14 protein-coding genes, 2 tRNA genes and 1 pseudogene are annotated in these 18,594 nt (G+C 70.2%); 2 read left to right on the forward strand and 15 right to left on the reverse strand.

Annotation, left to right across the window (positions count from 1 at the left end):
* Nucleotides 1–34: 34 nt before the first annotated feature.
* Nucleotides 35–2,167 (forward strand): helicase HerA-like domain-containing protein, encoded by a 2,133-nt coding sequence (locus JG540_RS06290; RefSeq protein WP_200274793.1) that lies wholly within the window; start codon nt 35–37, stop codon nt 2,165–2,167.
* A gap of 321 nt (nt 2,168–2,488) precedes the next feature.
* Here the strand turns inward: JG540_RS06290 and JG540_RS06295 are convergent, their stop codons facing one another.
* From JG540_RS06295 to JG540_RS06345, 11 genes are all read right to left on the reverse strand, one after another.
* A complete protein-coding gene (locus JG540_RS06295) occupies nt 2,489–5,434 on the reverse strand; it encodes a leucine--tRNA ligase (RefSeq protein ID WP_200274794.1) in 2,946 nt (981 codons plus the stop codon).
* A 1,235-nt stretch (nt 5,435–6,669) separates the two neighbouring features.
* Nucleotides 6,670–7,113, reverse strand: a complete 444-nt coding sequence (locus tag JG540_RS06300) for an HIT family protein (RefSeq protein ID WP_200274795.1) — start codon at nt 7,111–7,113, stop codon at nt 6,670–6,672.
* A gap of 80 nt (nt 7,114–7,193) precedes the next feature.
* Entirely contained in the window at nt 7,194–8,021 is an 828-nt protein-coding gene (locus JG540_RS06305) for a metal-dependent transcriptional regulator (protein WP_200274796.1), read from the reverse strand.
* A 21-nt stretch (nt 8,022–8,042) separates the two neighbouring features.
* Nucleotides 8,043–8,780: a vitamin K epoxide reductase family protein gene (locus JG540_RS06310; protein WP_200278189.1), complete on the reverse strand. Its 738-nt coding sequence runs from the start codon at nt 8,778–8,780 to the stop codon at nt 8,043–8,045.
* A gap of 124 nt (nt 8,781–8,904) precedes the next feature.
* On the reverse strand, nt 8,905–10,614 hold the full coding sequence (locus JG540_RS06315) for a metallophosphoesterase family protein (RefSeq protein ID WP_234042712.1): 1,710 nt from the start codon (nt 10,612–10,614) through the stop codon (nt 8,905–8,907).
* A 6-nt stretch (nt 10,615–10,620) separates the two neighbouring features.
* Nucleotides 10,621–11,454, reverse strand: a complete 834-nt coding sequence (locus tag JG540_RS06320) for an HAD hydrolase family protein (RefSeq protein ID WP_234042714.1) — start codon at nt 11,452–11,454, stop codon at nt 10,621–10,623.
* Between the two features lie 79 nt (nt 11,455–11,533).
* The gene (locus tag JG540_RS06325) at nt 11,534–11,722 is read right to left on the reverse strand and encodes a methionine/alanine import family NSS transporter small subunit (RefSeq protein WP_200274797.1); all 189 of its coding nucleotides are present in this window, start codon (nt 11,720–11,722) and stop codon (nt 11,534–11,536) included.
* A 1-nt stretch (nt 11,723) separates the two neighbouring features.
* Nucleotides 11,724–13,322: a sodium-dependent transporter gene (locus JG540_RS06330; protein ID WP_200274798.1), complete on the reverse strand. Its 1,599-nt coding sequence runs from the start codon at nt 13,320–13,322 to the stop codon at nt 11,724–11,726.
* Between the two features lie 393 nt (nt 13,323–13,715).
* Complete coding sequence (locus JG540_RS06335) at nt 13,716–14,147, reverse strand: NifB/NifX family molybdenum-iron cluster-binding protein (RefSeq protein WP_200274799.1); 432 nt, start codon at nt 14,145–14,147, stop codon at nt 13,716–13,718.
* On the reverse strand, nt 14,144–14,902 hold the full coding sequence (gene ppgK, locus JG540_RS06340) for a polyphosphate--glucose phosphotransferase (RefSeq protein ID WP_200274800.1): 759 nt from the start codon (nt 14,900–14,902) through the stop codon (nt 14,144–14,146). Before ppgK ends, JG540_RS06335 begins: the two co-directional genes overlap by 4 nt.
* Before the next feature lie 705 nt (nt 14,903–15,607).
* Entirely contained in the window at nt 15,608–16,132 is a 525-nt protein-coding gene (locus JG540_RS06345) for a hypothetical protein (protein ID WP_200274801.1), read from the reverse strand.
* A gap of 91 nt (nt 16,133–16,223) precedes the next feature.
* Here JG540_RS06345 and JG540_RS10355 point away from each other — a divergent pair.
* Nucleotides 16,224–16,400, forward strand: a pseudogene (locus JG540_RS10355) (ISL3 family transposase); the annotation flags it as partial.
* A 568-nt stretch (nt 16,401–16,968) separates the two neighbouring features.
* On the opposite strand, the gene JG540_RS06350 reads toward JG540_RS10355, so the two are convergent.
* From JG540_RS06350 to rsfS, 4 genes are all read right to left on the reverse strand, one after another.
* Nucleotides 16,969–17,044 (reverse strand) — tRNA-Ala (locus JG540_RS06350).
* A gap of 38 nt (nt 17,045–17,082) precedes the next feature.
* Nucleotides 17,083–17,155: transfer RNA gene (locus JG540_RS06355), tRNA-Ala, on the reverse strand.
* 244 nt (nt 17,156–17,399) lie between these two features.
* On the reverse strand, nt 17,400–18,008 hold the full coding sequence (locus JG540_RS06360; protein WP_200274802.1) for a histidine phosphatase family protein: 609 nt from the start codon (nt 18,006–18,008) through the stop codon (nt 17,400–17,402).
* A gap of 178 nt (nt 18,009–18,186) precedes the next feature.
* Nucleotides 18,187–18,582 carry a ribosome silencing factor gene (rsfS, locus tag JG540_RS06365; protein WP_200274803.1) on the reverse strand — a complete coding sequence of 132 codons (396 nt, stop codon included), beginning with the start codon at nt 18,580–18,582 and terminating at the stop codon, nt 18,187–18,189.
* Nucleotides 18,583–18,594 lie beyond the last annotated feature (12 nt).

Raw genomic sequence — 18,594 nt, forward strand, 5'->3', positions numbered from 1 at the left:
CACAAGCCGCTGCGGCTCCCATACGATGTGAAGCATGACTGACGCCAGCAAGGACATCGACATCGCCCGTCTCAAGGCTGAGGCCGCGCAGGCGGCCGCGGAGGCGGCCGCCGCCAAGGCCGCCGCCGCCCAGGCTGCCCTCGAAGCGGCTATGGCCGCCCAGGGGCAGGGCGCGCCACAGGCCCCCGCCGAGCCCGCAGAACCTGCTGAGCCCACCAAGCCGGAGGCTGCCGCCACAGCCGCAGAGACCGCCACGGAGGCGTCCACCGAGCAGGCCCCGGAGACAGCCGCTGAGCAGCCCGCGGCTGAGGCGGCCAAGGAGGCCACACCCCCGGAGGCCCCGGCCGCTGCCACCCCCAGCCCCGCCGTCGACGCGGCTGGCGCACCACAGACCGCCCCCGCCGCCGTCGCCGCTGAGACGGCCCCTGCCCCGCAGGCCACCGTGAAGGCCAGCGGCTACGCCGAGACGGTCCGGGCGGGCTACGACTTCGGCAAGGCCTTCCTGCCGGTGGGCACCTACCTGGAGACGGTGGAGGCGCCCGCCCCCGGCCAGGACCCCGCCCCCGTGCCCGGCCTGCAGATCGGGATCCCGCTGGGCCTGATGAACCGGCACGCCCTGGTGGCGGGGGCTACCGGAACCGGCAAGACCCGCACGCTGCAGCTGCTGGCCGAGGGCCTGTCCAACGCCGGGGTGCCGGTGTTCCTCTCCGACATCAAGGGTGACCTGACGGGCCTGGCCGAGCCGGGCCAGGCCTCGGAGAAGCTGTCGGCCCGCACCACCGCCACCGGCCAGGACTGGAAGGGCCAGTCCTTCCCGGTGGAGCTGTTCACCCTGGGCGGCTCGGACAGCCCCACCGGGCAGGGCGCCCAGGGCACGCCTATCCGCACCACCGTCACCGAGTTCGGCCCGGTGCTGCTGGGCCGGGTCCTGGGCCTGAACGACACCCAGTCCTCCGCCCTGCAGCTGGTGTTCCACTGGGCGGACCAGCAGGGCCTGGCCCTGATCGACCTCAAGGACCTGCGGGCGGTGGTGGACTACCTGACCAACACCGACGCAGGCAAGGAGGAGCTGCGGGTGATCGGTGGCGTCTCCGCCGCCACGGCCGGGGTGATCCTGCGTGAGGTGGCGGCCCTGGAGGCCGCTGGCGGCACCGCCTTCTTCGGGGAGCCCGCCCTGGACGTCAGGGACCTGCTGCGCCTGGCGCCCGACGGCCGCGGGGTCATCAGCTCCCTGGAGCTGGCCGATATCCAGTCCCAGGGGGTTATCTTCTCCACCTTCCTGATGTGGCTGCTCGGTGAGCTCTTCGAGATCCTCCCGGAGGTGGGCGACCCGGACAAGCCCACCATGGTGTTTTTCTTTGACGAGGCCCACCTGCTGTTCAACGGTGCCACCAACGCCTTCCTGGAGGCCGTCACCCGCACGGTGCGGCTGATCCGCTCCAAGGGCGTGGGCATCGTGTTCATCACCCAGTCCCCCACGGATGTTCCCGACGCCGTGCTTGCGCAGCTGGGCTCGCGCGTCCAGCACGCCCTGCGCGCCCACACCCCGGCTGACGCCGCCAACCTCAAGAAGGCGGTGTCCACCTTCCCGACCTCCCCCCTGGACCTGACCAAGGTGCTCACCAGCCTGGGCACGGGACAGGCCGTGGTCTCCGTGCTGGACCAGAAGGGCCGCCCGGCGCCGGTGACCGCCGTCGTCGTCAACGCCCCCGCCGCCGTGATGGGGCCCGCCCAGCCGGCAACGGTCTCCCAGCTGCTCAACAGCTCCCCCCTGCGGGACCGCTACACCACGGCGGTGGACAACGAGTCCGCCTTCGAGCTGCTGGCCCAGCGCCTGGCGGACGAGCAGGCCGCCGCTCAGGCCGCCAAGGAGGAGGCTGAGCGGGCGGCCGCGGAGGCCAAGGCCGCGGCGGAGGCGGAGAAGGCCGCCAAGAAGGAGGCCGAGCGCCAGGCCGCCGCCTTGGAGAAGGAGGCCGAGCGGATGCGCCGCGAGCAGCAGAAGCAGGCCGAGCGCATGCAGCGTGAGGCCGAGAAGGCGGCGGAGCGGCAGCGGCGTGAGGCGGAGCGGGCGGCGGAGCGCCGCAACCGGGAGATCGAGAAGACGATCGGCTCGGTAGGCCGCCAGATCACCCGCTCGATCCTGGGCAACATCCTGCGCGGCCGCTGATCCCGCCCTCGTCATCACCGGTCTCGCGAGACCGGGACATATGTACCGCGAGACCGGTGAGGACGATTGTTTTTGAGCGGTTTATGAGCGCTTGCTGACGCTTTGGACGGCGCTGCTCAGCACCCAGCTGCGGCGTCGCCCGTGTTACGCGCGAGGGCCTACCCAGCCGGGGCAGAAGACAGCGGCAACCAGCAGCAGCCCCGGCTGGTGCGGGCCTCCCCGGGCCCAGGCAGCCGACGCCGCCCAGCCTCAACTACCCACGCCGTCTAGCCTCAGACGCCGCCCAGCCTCGGCCAGCCACGCCCGTCCAGCCTCAGCCGGTCACTCCGGGACGATGGACACCAGACCCGGGGCGCGCACGATCACCTTGCGCACGCCGCGCCCGTCCAGGGCCCGCAGCACGCCCGGGGCGGCCAGGGCCAGCTTCTCCAGCTCGGAGGGATCGATGCCGGGGTCCACCTCCAGGCGGTCGCGGACCTTGCCCTTGACCTGCACCACACAGGTGACCGACTCGGCCACCAGCAGGGACTCGTCCTCCACCTGCGGGAATGGCTCGCGGGCCAGGGACTGGCTGTGCCCCAGCCGCTGCCACAGCTCCTCACAGATGTGCGGGGCCACCGGCGCAGTCATCAGCACCAGCGCCTCCACGGCCTCGCGCGGCACCTGCGCCAGGGAGGTGAGGTGGTTGTTGAGCACGATCAGCTTGGCGACCGCGGTGTTCATCCGCAGCCCCTCGTAGTCCTCCCGCACCCCCACGGTGGTGCGCGCCACCAGGCGGCGGGTCTCCAGGTCAGCGGGCTCGTCCACCACGGTGGTCCGCCCGGTGGCCTCGTCCACCACGTTGCGCCACAGACGCTGCAGGAAGCGCTGGGAGCCGGCCACGGCGCGCGTGTCCCAGGGGCGGTCCTGGTCCAAGGGCCCCATGCTCATCTCGTAGACGCGGAAGGTGTCGGCCCCGTAGGCCTCGTACATGTCGTCGGGGGTGACGATGTTCTTCAGGCTCTTGCCCATCTTGCCGTACTCGCGGGTGACCTCCTGGCCCTGCCAGGTGAAGCCGGTGGCCTCATCTCCCTGGACCTCCTCAGCGGGCACGTACTGCCCGCGGGCGTCCTTGTAGGCCCAGGCCTGCACGTAGCCCTGGTTGAACAGCCGGTGGTAGGGCTCCGAGGAGGACACGAAGCCCAGGTCGAACAGCACCTTGTGCCAGAAGCGGGAGTACAGCAGGTGCAGCACCGCGTGCTCCACACCCCCGACGTACAGGTCGGTGCCCCCGGAGGTGTTGCCCGCCTCAGGGCGCGGCCCCATCCAGTAGGCCTCGTTGGCCGGGTCGATCAGCTGCTGGTCGTCGGTGGGGTCCACGTAGCGCATCTCGTACCAGCACGAGCCCGCCCACTGGGGCATCGTGTTGGTCTCGCGGCGATAGACCTTGGGGCCATCCCCCAGGTCCAGCTCCACCTTGACCCAGTCCTCGGCCTTGCCCAGCGGCGGCTCGGGGCTGGAGGCGGCGTCGTCAGGGTCGTAGGAGCGCGGCGAGTAGTCGGTGACCTCCGGCAGCTCGACGGGCAGCATGGACTCGGGCAGGGCGTGCACGCCCCCCTCCTCGTCCCAGACCACCGGGAAGGGCTCGCCCCAGTAGCGCTGGCGGCTGAATAGCCAGTCGCGCAGGCGGTAGGTGACGGCGCCGCGTCCGGTCCCCTGGGACTCCAGCCAGGCGGTCATGGCGGCCTTGGCCTCGTCCTTGCTCAGGCCGTCCAGGCTGATCTCGGCGTTCGCGGAGTCCACGGCCACGCCGTCGCCGGTGAAGGCGCCCGCGCTCAGGTCCACGCTGCGGGGGTCCTCGGCGGGGCCGATGGTCTGGACGACGTCCAGGTCGTACTTGCGGGCGAAGGCCCAGTCACGCTCGTCGTGGGCGGGCACGGCCATGATCGCGCCGGTGCCGTAGCCCATCAGCACGTAGTCGGCCACGAAGATCGGCACCCGCTTGCCGTTTACCGGGTTCAGGCCGAACAGGCCGGTGAACACGCCGGTCTTGGTGCGGCCCTCGTCGGTGCGCTCGGCCTCGGTGGCGCTGGCCGCGTAGGCCCGGTAGGCGGCGACGGCGTCGGCGGGCGTGGCGTGACCGTCCTTCCATGCCTCACGGGTACCTGCGGGCCAGGCGGCGGGCACGGTCAGACCGCTGGCGGCGGTGGCCTCCAGCGCGCCCAGCAGAGGGTGCTCGGGGGCCACGACCATGAAGGTCGCGCCAAAGAGCGTGTCCGGACGGGTGGTGTACACGGTCAGGTCGGTGACGGCGCTGCCTGCCGCGGCGGCGCCGTCGACGGCGAAGGTGACCTCGGCGCCCTCAGAGCGGCCGATCCAGTTGCGCTGCATGGAGCGGACCTTCTCGGGCCAGTCCACGGTGTCCAGGTCGTCAGCCAGGCGGTCGGCGTAGGCGGTGATGCGCATCATCCACTGGCGCAGGTTGCGCTTGAAGACAGGGTAGTTGCCACGCTCGGAGCGGCCCTCAGCGGTGACCTCCTCATTGGCCAGCACGGTGCCCAGGCCCGGGCACCAGTTCACAGGGGCGTCGGAGACGTAGGCCAGACGGAAGGAGTCGATCACCGCAGCCCGCTCCCGCGCGTCCAGCTCCGCCCAGGGGCGGCCGGAGGGCACCGCCACCTCACCGGCAGCCAGCTTGGCCTCCAGCTCGGCCACGGGCCGGGCGGCGCCCAGGCCACGGCCGTCACGGCGGGGGGCGGTCGGGTCGAACCAGGAGCCGAAGACCTGCAGGAAGATCCACTGGGTCCAGCGCACGTAGTCCACGTCAATGGTCTGCACGGAGCGGCGCGAGTCGTGGGACAGGCCCAGGCGGCGCAGCTGACGGCGCATGTTGGCGATATTGGCCTCGGTGGAGATACGCGGGTGCTGCCCGGTCTGCACCGCGTACTGCTCAGCAGGCAGCCCGAAGGCGTCATACCCCATCGTGTACAGCACGTTCTTGCCCGTCATGCGGGTGAAGCGGGCCACTACGTCGGTAGCGATGTAGCCCAGCGGGTGGCCCACGTGCAGGCCCTTGCCCGAGGGGTAGGGGAACATGTCCAGCAGGAAGAACTTCTCCTTGGAGGCCTCCGGGCCGGCGAGGCTGCCCACGGGGTTGTCGCTGTGGAAGGTCCCCTCCGCCTCCCAGCGGTCCTGCCAGGTGGTCTCGATGGAGTCCGCCAGGGCCGCGGTGTAGCGGTAGGGGGTGGGGTTCTCGGCGCTGGGGGTGGGCTGCGCGTCCTGCGTCATCCGAGGGCTCTCTTCCGTGCTCGTGGCCTGGGCTGCCTGCCGGGCGGCCCGCGTCCAGCCGCCCGGGCGGGGCGGAGGCGCGTGCTGCACGGCTACAGGTTCCACACTAGTGCCCTGGCTGGAGCGGCCTGCTGGGCTGCCACAGGCTGGGAGGGAGGCACAGGTCACTGCCCCGGACAGGGGCTGATGGACGACGGCGGCGGGTGGGAGCTGGGGATGCTCAAGAAGGACGGGGGCCGCGACGTCGTCATCGCTGGTGCTGGAGCGCGACCGACCCCACTTATCCACAGGCCTCACCGGTCTCGTGAGCCATATGTCCCGGTCTCGCGAGACCGGGACATCGGTACCGCGAGACCGGGACATATGCACCACGAGTTCGGTAAGGATGACCTTATCTGTGGATAACTCGAGTGGTTTTGGCAGCTACCGGTGGCTTCTCGACGACGGTAGCGCTCGCTGGGCGCGGAGCCTGCGGGAAAGGACGGGAGGGATGGTGCCGGGCCGGACAAGGCGGTCGGGCGGCAGGGCCGTCAAGGCCAGCAGTCAGTCGAACGGGTGTCGCCGAAGGCTCGCTCTGCCAGACCCAGCCCGTGGAACGGCGACTGGGCGGGGCATCGAGGGCGACTTACCTAGCCAGGCCCCTGATGGCACACACGGGGAGCAGCACCTCAGAGGCCGGATCCGAGTTTCAGGTAGCAATCACGTCCAATGTTCTAGAACACACCTCGACGTGAGCGCTTCACCCACCCGGGGTAAACGTGCCACGACGACGTCGCTGCACACCCCACGCCCCGTTCCCTAACACCTGGAAGCCGGAGACACTGAGATCCCGACACCAGCCGGGTTCCAATATGTGCGGCAGGACTCCCACCACCTTGCTGAGGGACTCCCTGCACGGTCGACCGTGATACATCCCGGGCCTGGGAGCCAGGAAGCCTATACCACCAGCAAGCCGCCAGCCGCCGTAGCCGGTACGTGACCCGTTGCCTGGAGGCCCACGCCCAGCACCTGCTCAACAAGCGCCCCCGCAAGACCCTAGGCTGGCTGGGCCACACCAGCAGAAAAACTCAACGAGCTACTGCAAATACACAGCAACAAACCCCTCGCACTCACCCCCTGAAACCACCGCATTAGTCTTACCTAACCGATCTCGTGAGCCATATGTCCCGGTCTCGCGGTACCGATGTCCCGGTCTCGCGAGAACGGGGCGGGGCGGGGGCGGCACCAGCTGGGCGTCAGCGCAGGGCGGCGGAGCCCAGGGCGGGCGGCACGTAAGCCTGCCAGCCGTCAGCCACGAGACCGGCCCGCAGCCGCTCCATGGCCGCGTCCAGCTCCGCGCCGGTGGCCGCACGGGCGGATGAGAGCGCCACGTCAGCAGCGCTGTGTAGGGGCAGCACGTGGACGTGCAGGTGCGGCACGTCCAGGCCCACCACCATGATCCCCGGGCGCACGGCGTCGAAGACCCGCAGCTGCGTGGCGGCGATCCGCCGGGCCACCACCGCCAGGTGCGCCACCACCGCCTCGGAGGCGTCAGTGAAGGACTCAACCTCGGCGCGCGGCACCACCAGCACGTGTCCCTCGGACTGGGGCTCAATGGTCGCGAAGGCCACGCAGACCTCGTCAGCCCACACGAAACGGCCCGGGATCTCCCCGTCAATGATCTTGGTGAAGACGCTCATACGCCGAGCATAGGGGCTCCGACCCGCCCCCGCCGGAGGTCAGGCGGACCGGTCCCCGAGCCACCGCCCCTACGCGCCGCTCAGGCCAGGAGCCACAGGGAGCCCGGCGGCACCGTGGCCGGGCACTCCCCCACAGCAGCCTCCTCCGGCCCACCGTCGCGGATGATGACGACGGCGCCCCCGCCGCCGCAGGCGGAGCCTGCCCTCGTCGTCTCCCCCGCACCAGCTGACCTCTTACGGCTCCGTTCACGCCCCTGGGGCGCAACCTGCCCCAGTCCCTCGCCACGGCTGGCACCCCCTGCCTCGCTGCGGCCGACCAGCCGCACGGGCGTGTCCAGCCCGATGCCCGCAGCCTCCAGGGCCACCAGCAGCCGGGGGTCGTCAGCTATCCGGGCCACCACGCCCACCTCGCCGTCCTCCAGGGACTCCAGGGGGCGCAGGCGCGGCTGGGTGAGGGTTCCGTCGGCCTGGGGTATCGGGTCGCCGTGGGGGTCGCGCACGGGGTGGCCCAGCGCGGCGTCCAGGCGCTCCAGCAACCGGTCGGAGACCGCGTGCTCCAGCACCTCGGCCTCCGCGTGCACCTCGTCCCAGCCGAAGCCCAGTACCTGCACCAGGTAGGTCTCCAGCAGCCGGTGGCGCCGGATCTGGCCGACTGCCCGCTCCCGGCCCGTCTCTGAGAGCGTGACCGCCCGGTAGGGCTCATGCTCCAGCAGCCCGGCCTCCACCAGGCGGGAGACGGTCTCGGAGGCCGTGGAGGCAGCCACTCCCAGGCGGGAGGCCAGCCCGGTCACGGAGGCCCCGGGCCCACCCCACTCGCAGGCGGCCCACACGGCCTTGAGGTAGTCCTCAGCCACCTGGGAGCCTGCCAGGTCGCTACGTCCGCTCCGGCTGGGGCCTTTAGCCGCCATGTTCCCGCCTCCCCACGCCTCTCAGCGCAGCACCAGTAGCCACTTGTCCCAGAATCCCACCACGACCACCGCGACGATAAGCAGGTAGCTGGCGCCTACCAGCCACCAGCGCCACCGCAGCAGGGCGACGGCGGTGCCGCGGTCCAGTGGCAGGTGCCCGCCGTCGGCGGCCCGCGCCCAGGTGTGCCAGGCCACCGGGACCACGGCCGCCCAGATGACCATGCAGTAGGGGCACAGCTTGTGGAAGGTCAGCACGGACACCCCCAGGAACCAGGCCACGAAGCCTGCTCCCCCTACGCACCCGGCCACGAGCGCCCACCAGACCCAGCGGGGCAGGCGCACCCCGGTGGCCAGCAGCGCCCCGCTCATGATGACGGCGGTGAAGGCCATGCCCCCCAGGAAGGAGTTGGGCACGCCCAGGAGGTTGCCCTGCCACACGTTCAGGGAGGCGCCGCAGGAGACCAGCGGGTTGACGTCGCAGGCAAGGTCCGCCGTGGGGTTGCGCAGCTGGGTGAGCTCGGCCAGCATCAGCTCCCAGCTGGCGGCTAGCCCCAGCAGCCCGCACAGGACCAGCAGCAGCCCGTAGGAGCGGGGGGCGCCGCCTCGGGCCAGGGGCCCGCTGTCAGGGGCCTCGGAGTCGCTGCTGCCGTAGACGGGGACGGCCTGGGCGGCTTGCGCGGCCTGGGCGGAGGCGAGGTAGGCCTCCAGCTCCTCCTCGCTCATGGCGTCGATCTCGGCCTCTGTAGGCACATGGGCCATGCGGCGTCCCTCCCTCATGCTTGCCGGTTGCATCGGCGGCTCCATTGTGCCCCATCGGCCGCCTTGGAATCCGCAGGGTCCGGGCCCGTGAGTCCCTGGTCCGGTCCCACGGCCCCCAGGCCGGTCACCTGCCGTCGTCTGCCCCTTCGGCAGCGTCACCGGTACGGGCGCCCTCGTCGGCTGGCGCGGTGGCGGCGGTGGGCTCCGCCGTCCCGCTTGGGGCAGCCGTGGGGGTGGCGGCGGGCTGGGGCTCGGCCTGGGCGCTGGTGGGTGGCTCCTGCCAGGGGCTGACGGTGACGGTGGCGTCCGGGTGCAGGCTCACGGTGCGCCAGGCCAGCAGGTCGCCGTCGGGGCTGAAGGCCAGCACGTGCAGGAAGGCGTCCTCGGTGACCGGCCCCAGGGAGGTGCCGCCCTTACCGGCCCCGGAGACCAGCTGGGCCACGGTCCCGGTGCGGCTGCGGGTGGAGACGGTGGCGCTGAGCCCGTCCTCCCGGTGGACGTGCCCGGCGATCAGCAGGGGCGCGCAGCCGTCCCGCACCAGCGGCTCAAAGGTGTAGGGCTGGTGCACCAGCACGAGGTCGACGTCGGCGCCCTTGCGGCAGGAGGTCTCCGCCAGGCGGGTTCCCAGGGCGGGGGCGTCCTCCGGCCCGATCTGGGTGGTGCCGGTGGTGGTGGTGCGGGTGGGGTCGGAGTCCCCGAGCAGGCGCAGCCCCCCGACCTCCTGGACGGTGCCGTCGGTGACGGTCCACCCCAGGGAGCGCATGTGCTCGGCGGTGGCGGCCGAGTCGTGGTTGCCCACGGAGAAGGCGCGCTCCACCCCGGCAGGCACGGCCCGGTGCAGGGCGTCGGCGCAGATGTTCTCGGGTCTGGAGCCGTTCATGGTCAGGTCGCCGTCGTCCAGGTGGATGTCGGCGCCAGCGACCTCGTCCAGCACCCCGGTGAAGGCGATGACGTCCAGGTTGCAGTGCAGGTCCGTGGAGACCACCACGGTGGTGTGGCGACCGGAGAGGGCCGCGGGCCTGGGCTGGGTCTCGGCCTGCTGCCAGGAGGCACGCAGGTTGGCCTGGGCCTGCTGGTAGAAGACGGTGTTCTCCTCGAACTTGCTGCGCACCTGGCCGCCGTAGGCCTGCACGATGTCCGCCACCCGCCCGGACAGCCGCGCCTGCTCGAAGGAGGTGCCTGCCAGCACCGCCAGCTGCTGCCCCTCCCCCGGGTTGGTGCGCAGCGCCGGGACCAGCACCGAGGACCCGGCCAGCAGCGCGGTGGCGCCCAGCAGCACCAGGGGCGCGGGCTGGGTCAGGGCGCGCCGCACGGAGTCCCGCAAGTGGCCGTGTGAGAGCAGCCGTCCCGCACCGATCAGGCACAGCAGGACCACCCAGACGACTCCGGCGCGTCGCAGGGCGTCGTCGACCAGGGCCAGCACCCCGGCGCGGGCGGCGTGCTCCGGGTGGGACATGAGGGTGCCGTAGGAGGCGGCGTCGCCGGAGAGGATCTGGGCCAGGGTGGCCTGCTCCAGGCTGGGCACCCCCACCTGGGCGGGCACCTCCTTGAGCACGACGTCCACCCCCAGCGGGCTGGCGGGTGAGGGCTGGGAGATCGCCCCCAGGGGCCCCAGGTCCAGGGTGACGGTGGCGTTGACGGTGGTCCGCCACTGGGCCTCGTGCGGGCCCAGGGGGCTGGTGGCCTTGGCCGTGCCCAGCCCCAGCAGCAGCGAGAAGACGGTGACGGCGGCGAGCGTCCCCGTGGTGCGCACCAGCCGCCGCAGCCACACGGGGCGGGACAGCCACCACCGCCGCAGGTCCTGGCGTCCTCTGGTGCTGTCCCCTTGCTGCATACTCAGTCAGTCCTGTCTGCCGTGGGCTATTCGCGCGGCCAGCTCGGTGACGTACTGGGCCGTCTCCTCCCAGCCGGTGACCGCGTGGCAGGGCACGCCCAGGGCCTTGACCGGGTAGTCGTTGCCCTCCGGGTCCAGGCGGTCCCCTATGAACAGCATCTCATCCAGAGCGACTCCCGTCACCCCTGCGAGCCTGCGCATGCCGTAGGCCTTGTCCACCCCTTTGAGGGTTATGTCCACGCTGGTGGAGCCGCCGGAGCGCACCTCCAGCTCCGGCAGCAGCGCGGCGACGGCGTCGCGTAGGCGGCTCTTCTTCTCCCCGGTGGGGTCCCAGGCACGCTTGGCCTCCAGGGGGGCCTGCTGGCCCAGGGCGGAGAAGGTGATCTGGGAGCCGCGGTCCTCCAGCACCGGCCCCCAGGTCCGCTCCTCCCACAGGCCCAGACGACGGGCCTGCTCCTCGACCACCTGGAGGGCCTGGGCCTTCTGGGCCTCGGTGAGGTCGTTGGCGTAGACCAGCTGCCAGCCGGGCAGCTCGGCGTCGGCGGCGGGGTCGGCCTGGGAGGCCCGGGTGTAGTAGCGGGTACCGCAGGTGGGCATGAGGTGCAGCTGGCGGAGCCCGGTCTCGTCCGCCCTGAGGTGGGCGAGCACCTGGTCGCGGAACTGTCCGATCTGCCCGCCGGAGATCACGCACACGGGCACTACCGCGAGCAGCTGCCGCAGGGCCTGGGCCATGGGGGCGGGCATGGCCGACTTGGAGGGGGCCAGGGTGTCGTCCAGGTCGAAGGCGACCAGGCGGGGCAGGGGGCGGGGCTGGTTGCCGGGGGCGGCGTCGTCGATCATGGGGGCATTTTGGTCCAGGAGCCCGGCACCGTGAAAGCCGGTGCCGGGCTCCTGGGCTGCTGCAGGCCGTGCTGGAACGTCAGTCCTGCTGCGGGTGGGAGTCTTGGGAGGAGTCGTGCAGGTGCTCGTGGGCGCGGGCGTGGGCGGCGCCCAGGGCCTCCCGCTGCTCGCGGCGGCCACGCAGGACCAGGGCGGTCACGGAGGCGGTGAGCCCGCCCCAGATGATTACCACGGTGACGAGCATCAGCGCGATGGCGGATCCGGTCATCTCATCTCACCTCCTTGGGCGTCTCGCTGTCGCCCAGGTCCAGGGGGGCGAAGTCGTCCACCGGGGTCCGCCAGGGGACCATGGTCATGACTGCCACCCCGACTACGGCCAGCCCGACGGCCCCCCAGCCGAACACGCCTTCAAAGAGGCGGCTGTAGGACTGGGCGTCGTACTGGTCGGTGACGAACTTTATGAGGGTGTCGATCAGCATGTAGCTGAGCACCACCGGGACGATGTAGCCCACCAGCAGCTGCCACCACACGCCCACGGCCTTGCCGGACTCGGAGACGGTGTTGAGGTGACGGCGCAGCAGCGGGAGCCTGCGCAGCACCAGGGAGACGATAAAGCACATGAGGATCGCGGAGGACACCACCCCGATCTGGTTGATGTAGGCGTCTACCACGTCCAGCGAGTAGATACCCGTGGTGGTGCCGAACACCAGCAGGGAGATGGCGGCGGCGGGCACACCCACCATGATCGCGGCCCGGCGCGGGGCGAGGGCGAACTTCTCCCCCACGCCTGCGGCGACCACCTGCACCAGGGAGATCAGGGAGGTAACTCCGGCCAGGGTCAGGGACAGGAAGAACAGCACCCCGAATACGGCCCCGCCGGGCATCTGGGCGATCACGGTCGGGAAGGTCACGAAGGACAGGGAGATGCCGGTCAGTCCCTCCAGCTCGCCCACGGCCACGCCCTGCTGGTTGGCCATGAAGCCCAGGGTGGCGAACACGCCGAATCCGGCGAGCACCTCGAAGGAGGAGTTGGCGAAGGCGGAGACCAGGCCGGTGCCCACCAGGTTGGAGCGGCGGCGCAGGTAGGAGGCGTAGGTCAGCATGATGCCGAAGGCCACTGACAGGGAGTAGAAGATCTGGGCGTAGGCGCTGATCCACACCTGCGGGTCTGACAGGGCCGCGAAGTTGGGGGTCCACAGGGCGTTGAGGCCGTCGGTGGCGCCCGGCAGCATGAGGGCCCGCAGCACCAGGGCCATGAACAGGACCAGCAGCAGCGGCAGGAACACCTTGTTGGCCTTCTCCACGCCCGCGGTCACGCCCTTGGCGATCACCAGGATGACGACGGCCCACACGGCGGCCAGGGGCAGGAACACGTTCCACACGGGTGTGGGGCTGTAGGTGACGGTCTCGGAGACCTGGATGAACTTGTTGAAGAAGAAGTTCTTGGCGCCGTCGGCGTCAGCCTTCCAGGCGACGTTCACGGAGTAGAAGACGTAGCGCAGGGACCAGGCGATGATGACCGCGTAGTAGGTCATGATGATGAAGGACACGAGGACCTGCCACCAGCCCAGCCACTCCAGCCTGCGTGACAGGCGGCGGAAGACGGCGGGGGCGGAGCCGTGGTAGCGGTGTCCCAGGGCGTAGTCCAGCAGGAGGATAGGGATTCCGGCGGACAGCAGCGCCACGATGTAGGGGATCATGAAGGCGCCACCGCCGTTGGCGTAGGTGACGCCGGGGAAGCGCCAGATATTGCCCAGCCCGATGGCGGAGCCGATGGCGGCCATGAGGAAGCCGAGCTGGCTGCCCCACTGCTCGCGCTGGGGTCCCTCTACCGCCGTGCTGGCTGGGGACGCTGACGAGGACGACATACTGGCCTCCGGTCTGAAGGGGAACGGCTGGGGCGCACTGGGGCGCTCCAGCAGCGGGTCGGGCTAACGCTAAAGTCCGACCGACTACCGGACCATGAACGTCCGCATTATGGGACCACGGCTTGGTGGGGGATGCAGGCAGCGTGCTCGGGCGGGCAGGTGCAGAGCGCTCCAGGACAAGGGGCGGGCTGCTGCGGGCGTACCAGGCTTGGCGCAGCAGCGAGGCCCGGGCTGGCAGCCGTACACGGTCGCGGCGGCTGGAGAACAGGTGCGGGACACGGGCCAGCCCCGCCGGGCCGGGTGGTGGCGGCGGGGCTGGCTGGGAGGCGGGCGTCTCAGTGCTGGTGAGCCTCAGTGCTGGCGTCCGGAGGGCTGCGGTGCGGGCGCTGCCGTCTAGCAGTCCGGCTGGCCGGGCACCGCCTGCTTGGGCTCCTGCTGCGCGGGGCCGCCGGGGTGGGCGACCAGCGGCAGGTTTGTTGGCGTCGGGAGCGGCTGCGGGTCGGCCAGGGCGTCCAGGAGGGCCTGGCGGGCGGGGCCGCCGTCGGTGGCGAGCACCTGTATGCCCATGCGGCTGGTGACCCGCTGCATCCCCGCCCCCATGTGGGTGACCACCACGGCCTGGACCTGGTGCTCGCGCAGGAAGCGGACCAGGCGGGCGTGGTGGGCGCCCTCGGTGCCGGTGTCGTGGGAAGCGTCCCAGCCGACGGCGTGCTCCCGCCAGTCGGTGACCGCTCCCTGCTCGACGGTGGCTACCGCGACGCGGGGGGCGCGCCCGAAGCGGGGCTCGACCTGCCCGTCAGCGGTGACGGGGACCAGGACCTTCATGCCCGCCCCTGCTCCCGGCTGGCCTGCCAGGCGGCACCGACGATCCCGGCGGTGTTGAACAGGGCGGCGGGCACGATCGGGGTCTTGAGGTCCAGGAGGGGCAGGAACTTCTCGTGCTTCTTGGACACTCCCCCGCCCACGACGAACAGGTCGGGGCTGAAGAGCATCTCCACGTGGGAGTAGTAGCGCTGGAGGCGCTTGGCCCACTTCTTCCAGGACAGGTCCTGGAGGGTCTTCTGGCCGGAGGAGGCCCGGGACTCGGCGTCGTGGCCGTCAATCTCCAGGTGGCCGAGCTCGGTGTTGGGCACCAGGGTGCCGTCCACGATGACGGCGGAGCCGATGCCGGTACCCAGGGTGGTGACGATGACGGTGCCCTTGACGTCCTTGGCGGCACCGAAGGCGACCTCGGCCAGGCCGGCGGCGTCGGCGTCGTTGAGGGCGGTGACGGCGCGGCCCAGGTGCTTGTCCATGAGGGCGATGACGTCGGTACCCTCCCAGGACTCGTCCAGGTTGGCGATGAAGGGGACGACACCGTGGACGATGGGGGCAGGGAAGTCGATGCCGACGGGGACCTCCGGGCCGACCTCCAGCTGGTCGAGGATCTGCTTGCAGACCTGGGCCACAGCGTCCGGGGTGGCTGGTTTGGGGGTGTCGATGCGCACGCGCTCGCCGATGAACTCACCGGTCTCCAGGTCCACCAGCGCGCCCTTGACGCCTGACCCACCGATGTCGATACCGCACGCGACCTTGGCCACGGTTGCCTCCTTGCTTGTCCGGTTGGGGATGGTCGAAGGTTACCGCGACGGCGGGGTGGGCGGAGGCGGTGTGGGCGGCCGGGCCGGGGACGGTGGGGGCTGGTGGGGTGGATAGGAGGGAGGTGGCAGGCGAGGTAGGAAGAAGGGCCTAGGTGGTGGCGTTGGCCGTGGGGCTGGGCGGGGCGGGCCCGGGTTGCGTTGGACAAGTCGAGGTCTTTGAGATGGGCTGGTGGGCCTGGGTGGAGCGGCCTTGCCCGGGAGGCTGGGTCTCCCGCCGCGTGAGCGGGAGAATCCTGTCATTATTTGAGGGGCTGGAACTTGTCGGGCCGAACATCCATACCAAGCCCCTCAAAGCGGTTGAACGTGGTCAAGGTAGGGCGAGCCAGGGTAGCGTTGGACATGCCAAGGCCCTTCGGATGGGCTGGTTTAACAACCCCCATCATCGGAAGACCTCACCCCCTTACCCAGGCACCAACACGCCAGCCCCACCTACCTGCACCCTCAACTGGAAAGAGCCGACTTCCGACCGGCTCCTAGTCCAGCGTAAACTACTGGTCATCACCGGTAGCCGGTGCAAGATCCAGGATCTTCTGCTGGAAGAGTACTTTCGTTCTCGATCCTTGCATTCAAAGGCGAGTTGCGCGAGGCGTCCGTCTGCCGACACCTCTCCATGCTAGGACGCATCATCTGACCAGCCGAATGCTTCTATCGGGGTTCAGGGTGCTCGCCGCGTGCTGCCTGTGCAAGCGCACGGACAAAGCGGGAGTTCATCGAGTCGTGCAGGTCGAACCACTCGATCGCTGCGAGTTCGTCGACATGCGTTCGATAATACTCATGCCACCCTTCCCCAAGAACTTCGGTGTCGGTCGGTGTCGCGTATCGCAATGCGTTGCTGGCTACGGGAACCAACAGATCACCAAAATGCGTCAACGTGTTCCAGAGACGGTGCCGCCCGTTGTAGATGTCCTCGAACCATGGGTCGATACAGACTGCTTCGGAATAAGAGAACCATGAGTTAACGATGCGCTGCTCAGTCTCCGTAAGAGGTTTCGGTACCAGGGCCGTTACCTTCCCGTAGTACGTGTCGTCATCTTCATCGATGGTCCACCGTCCCGCAGCAAGTTCGTCGCCGACGAGGACAACGGCATAGGCAATCAGTCTCCAGCGCTGCTCGTAGGTGTCACGCCAACGAGGTTCACGGTGATCCTCCTGATCCGGGTCTTCAAGCACCCATTCTCGAACGTGCTGCGCTGCACCTCTCCACCAGAACGCGGGCATACACACAGGAACTGACAACTCCATGAGCACCTCACATCCGTGCCAGGCACTGAAGAAACGCACCACCGACGTGCTGGCCTACTTCGACAGCCCCGTTCCCAGCAAAATCCGCCTAGAACTCCTACGCGGCAGCGCTCCGGGCTTCCGCAACCTGGCCAACTATATCACCCCCCGCCTGCTCGAACCAGGCGGATTCAGACCCCACCCACACTCTAATTGAGATGAGTCTGTTTAGTGTTAACGTGCGGCAGGCGCACGTCCGTATCTCTGAACCCACACCTGCTCAGGAAGACCACGTCCAGACGTACTCACGGACCGGCAGCGGGTTCTAACAGTCCCTGGGGCCCCAGATCGGACGGCACGTACAACAGCATCGACATGCTCCCTATACAGACCTTCCACGCTCGCCGTGAGCCTCCTAGAAGCGGCTCGCGCCATGATGAAGGCGCCTAAGGTCGCCAGCAGGGCGCGTCGGGCTGGTCGGCGGGCGTGTTTGTCACTGGCGGAGGATTAGAGCGCACCCCTGCCGGAGAGCCCGGGGAGTTTTCGGCTTGATTCCGCGGTAGTTGAGGCTTCAGCAGACGGTGCGGAGGCTTCTAGCCCTCCGCCAGTGACAGCTTACGCCGCACTCACTCTGCACAACAGAAAAGCAGGCGCCCCTCCGCCAGTGACAGTTTCCAGCGCGCTCACTCTGCACAACAGAAAGCAGGCACCCCTCCGCCAGTCACAGACCCCGGCACACCAAGCCCCACACAACAAAAAAGCAGGCGCCCTGCGCCTGCTGCTTCTGGTGGAGCTAGGGGGATTCGAACCCCCGACCTCTTCCATGCCATGGAAGCGCGCTACCAACTGCGCCATAGCCCCGTCACCGGGAACCCCGCCAGCCGCTGCCGGAGGGATCGTGGAGCTAGGGGGATTCGAACCCCCGACCTCTTCCATGCCATGGAAGCGCGCTACCAACTGCGCCATAGCCCCGTAGTGGCTGCCACCCCTCAAGGGCGACGGCGCTACTCTACGGAGGACCCGCACCCGCAGGCAAATCAACAAGCAGTGCGCTTTCTCACCCAGGACACGCCGGGCCAGAAGCCACCAGAACCGCACCGGCCCGCCTGCGCACCGTACAGGCCCCGGGCACACGCCACCCCAGAAGCACCGGAGCCGCCGGAAGCCTCACCAGCCCCCACCGGCCCCGCCGTCTCCCGCTCCCATCCCCCACGCCTCAGAACACGTTCCAGGCCACCAGGTGCCAGCCGGGCTCGCGCTGCCCCCGCCGCAGCACGGCGTAGTGGCAGTTGTCCAGGCCCCGCAGCCCGAACCAGGCGCTCGGGTCCAGCCCCAGCAGGTGGGTCACCCCCAGGGACAGCGCGCTGCCGTGGGACACCGCCACCACCGCCCCCTCCCCTGCCTCCTCGGCCTGGGAGGCGAGCTCCGCCAGGGCACCTCCCACGCGCTGGGCCGTCTGGGCGCGCGTCTCCACGCCCACCCCCTGTGGGTCCTCCCCGCGCTGCCAGGCCGCGTACTGCTCCGGCCAGCCCTGCGTCATCTGCTCGCGGTTCAGGCCCTCCCACTGGCCAAAAGCGCGCTCAGCCAGCGCCGCCTCGGTGGCCACCGCCAGCCCGGTCAGGGCGGCCAGCGCCGACGCCGTCTGCTGGGCCCGTTCCAGCGGGGAGGCGACGATCCGGGCCGGGCCGAGCGCGGCGAGCGCAGGGGCAGCCTGGCGGGCCTGGGACCAGCCGGTCTCGTCCAGAGGAATATCCACCTGTCCTTGCACGCGGGCCTGCGCGTTATAGCTGGTCTGACCGTGCCGCCACAGCACCAGGTCAGTCACCGGAACCTCCTCCCCCAGCCACCCGGCTGCTCAGCGGCGCAGCAGCAGGACCGGGCGTCAGGGCTGCTCACCCGCAGATCAGTGGTGCCACACATCAGGGCACCTGCGCCCCCAGCCACCGGGCTGCTCACCCGCAGGGCAGCAGGACCGGGCGTCAGGGCTGGCCAGCAGCAGGGCATCAGAACTGCTCCGCGGCCGCCTGCGCCACCTGCTCCAGGTCCTCGGGCAGGGGCACCAGGGGGCAGTCCTTCCAGAGCCGCTCCAGGGCGTAGTACTCGCGGTCCTCGCTCTGCTGCACGTGCACCACGATGTCGTCGTAGTCGAGCAGCACCCAGTGGGCCTCCTCCAGACCCTCCCGCAGCCTACGCTTGGCCCCGGCCTTGAGCAGGGCCTCCTCCACGGCGTCGACAATGGCCTTGACCTGCCTGTCCGTCCTGCCGGACAGGACCAGGAACACGTCCGTCAGGGCCAGGCGCTCGGAGACGTCAAGCGCGATGATCTCCTCCGCCTTCTTCTCGGCGGCGGCGCGGGCGGCGGCGTGCGTAAACTCGATGGCGCGGGCGGTGGCAGTCAAGGCTCTCCTCGG

This window comes from Actinomyces weissii (genome assembly GCF_016598775.1).
Taxonomy (GTDB): Bacteria; Actinomycetota; Actinomycetes; order Actinomycetales; family Actinomycetaceae; genus Actinomyces; species Actinomyces weissii.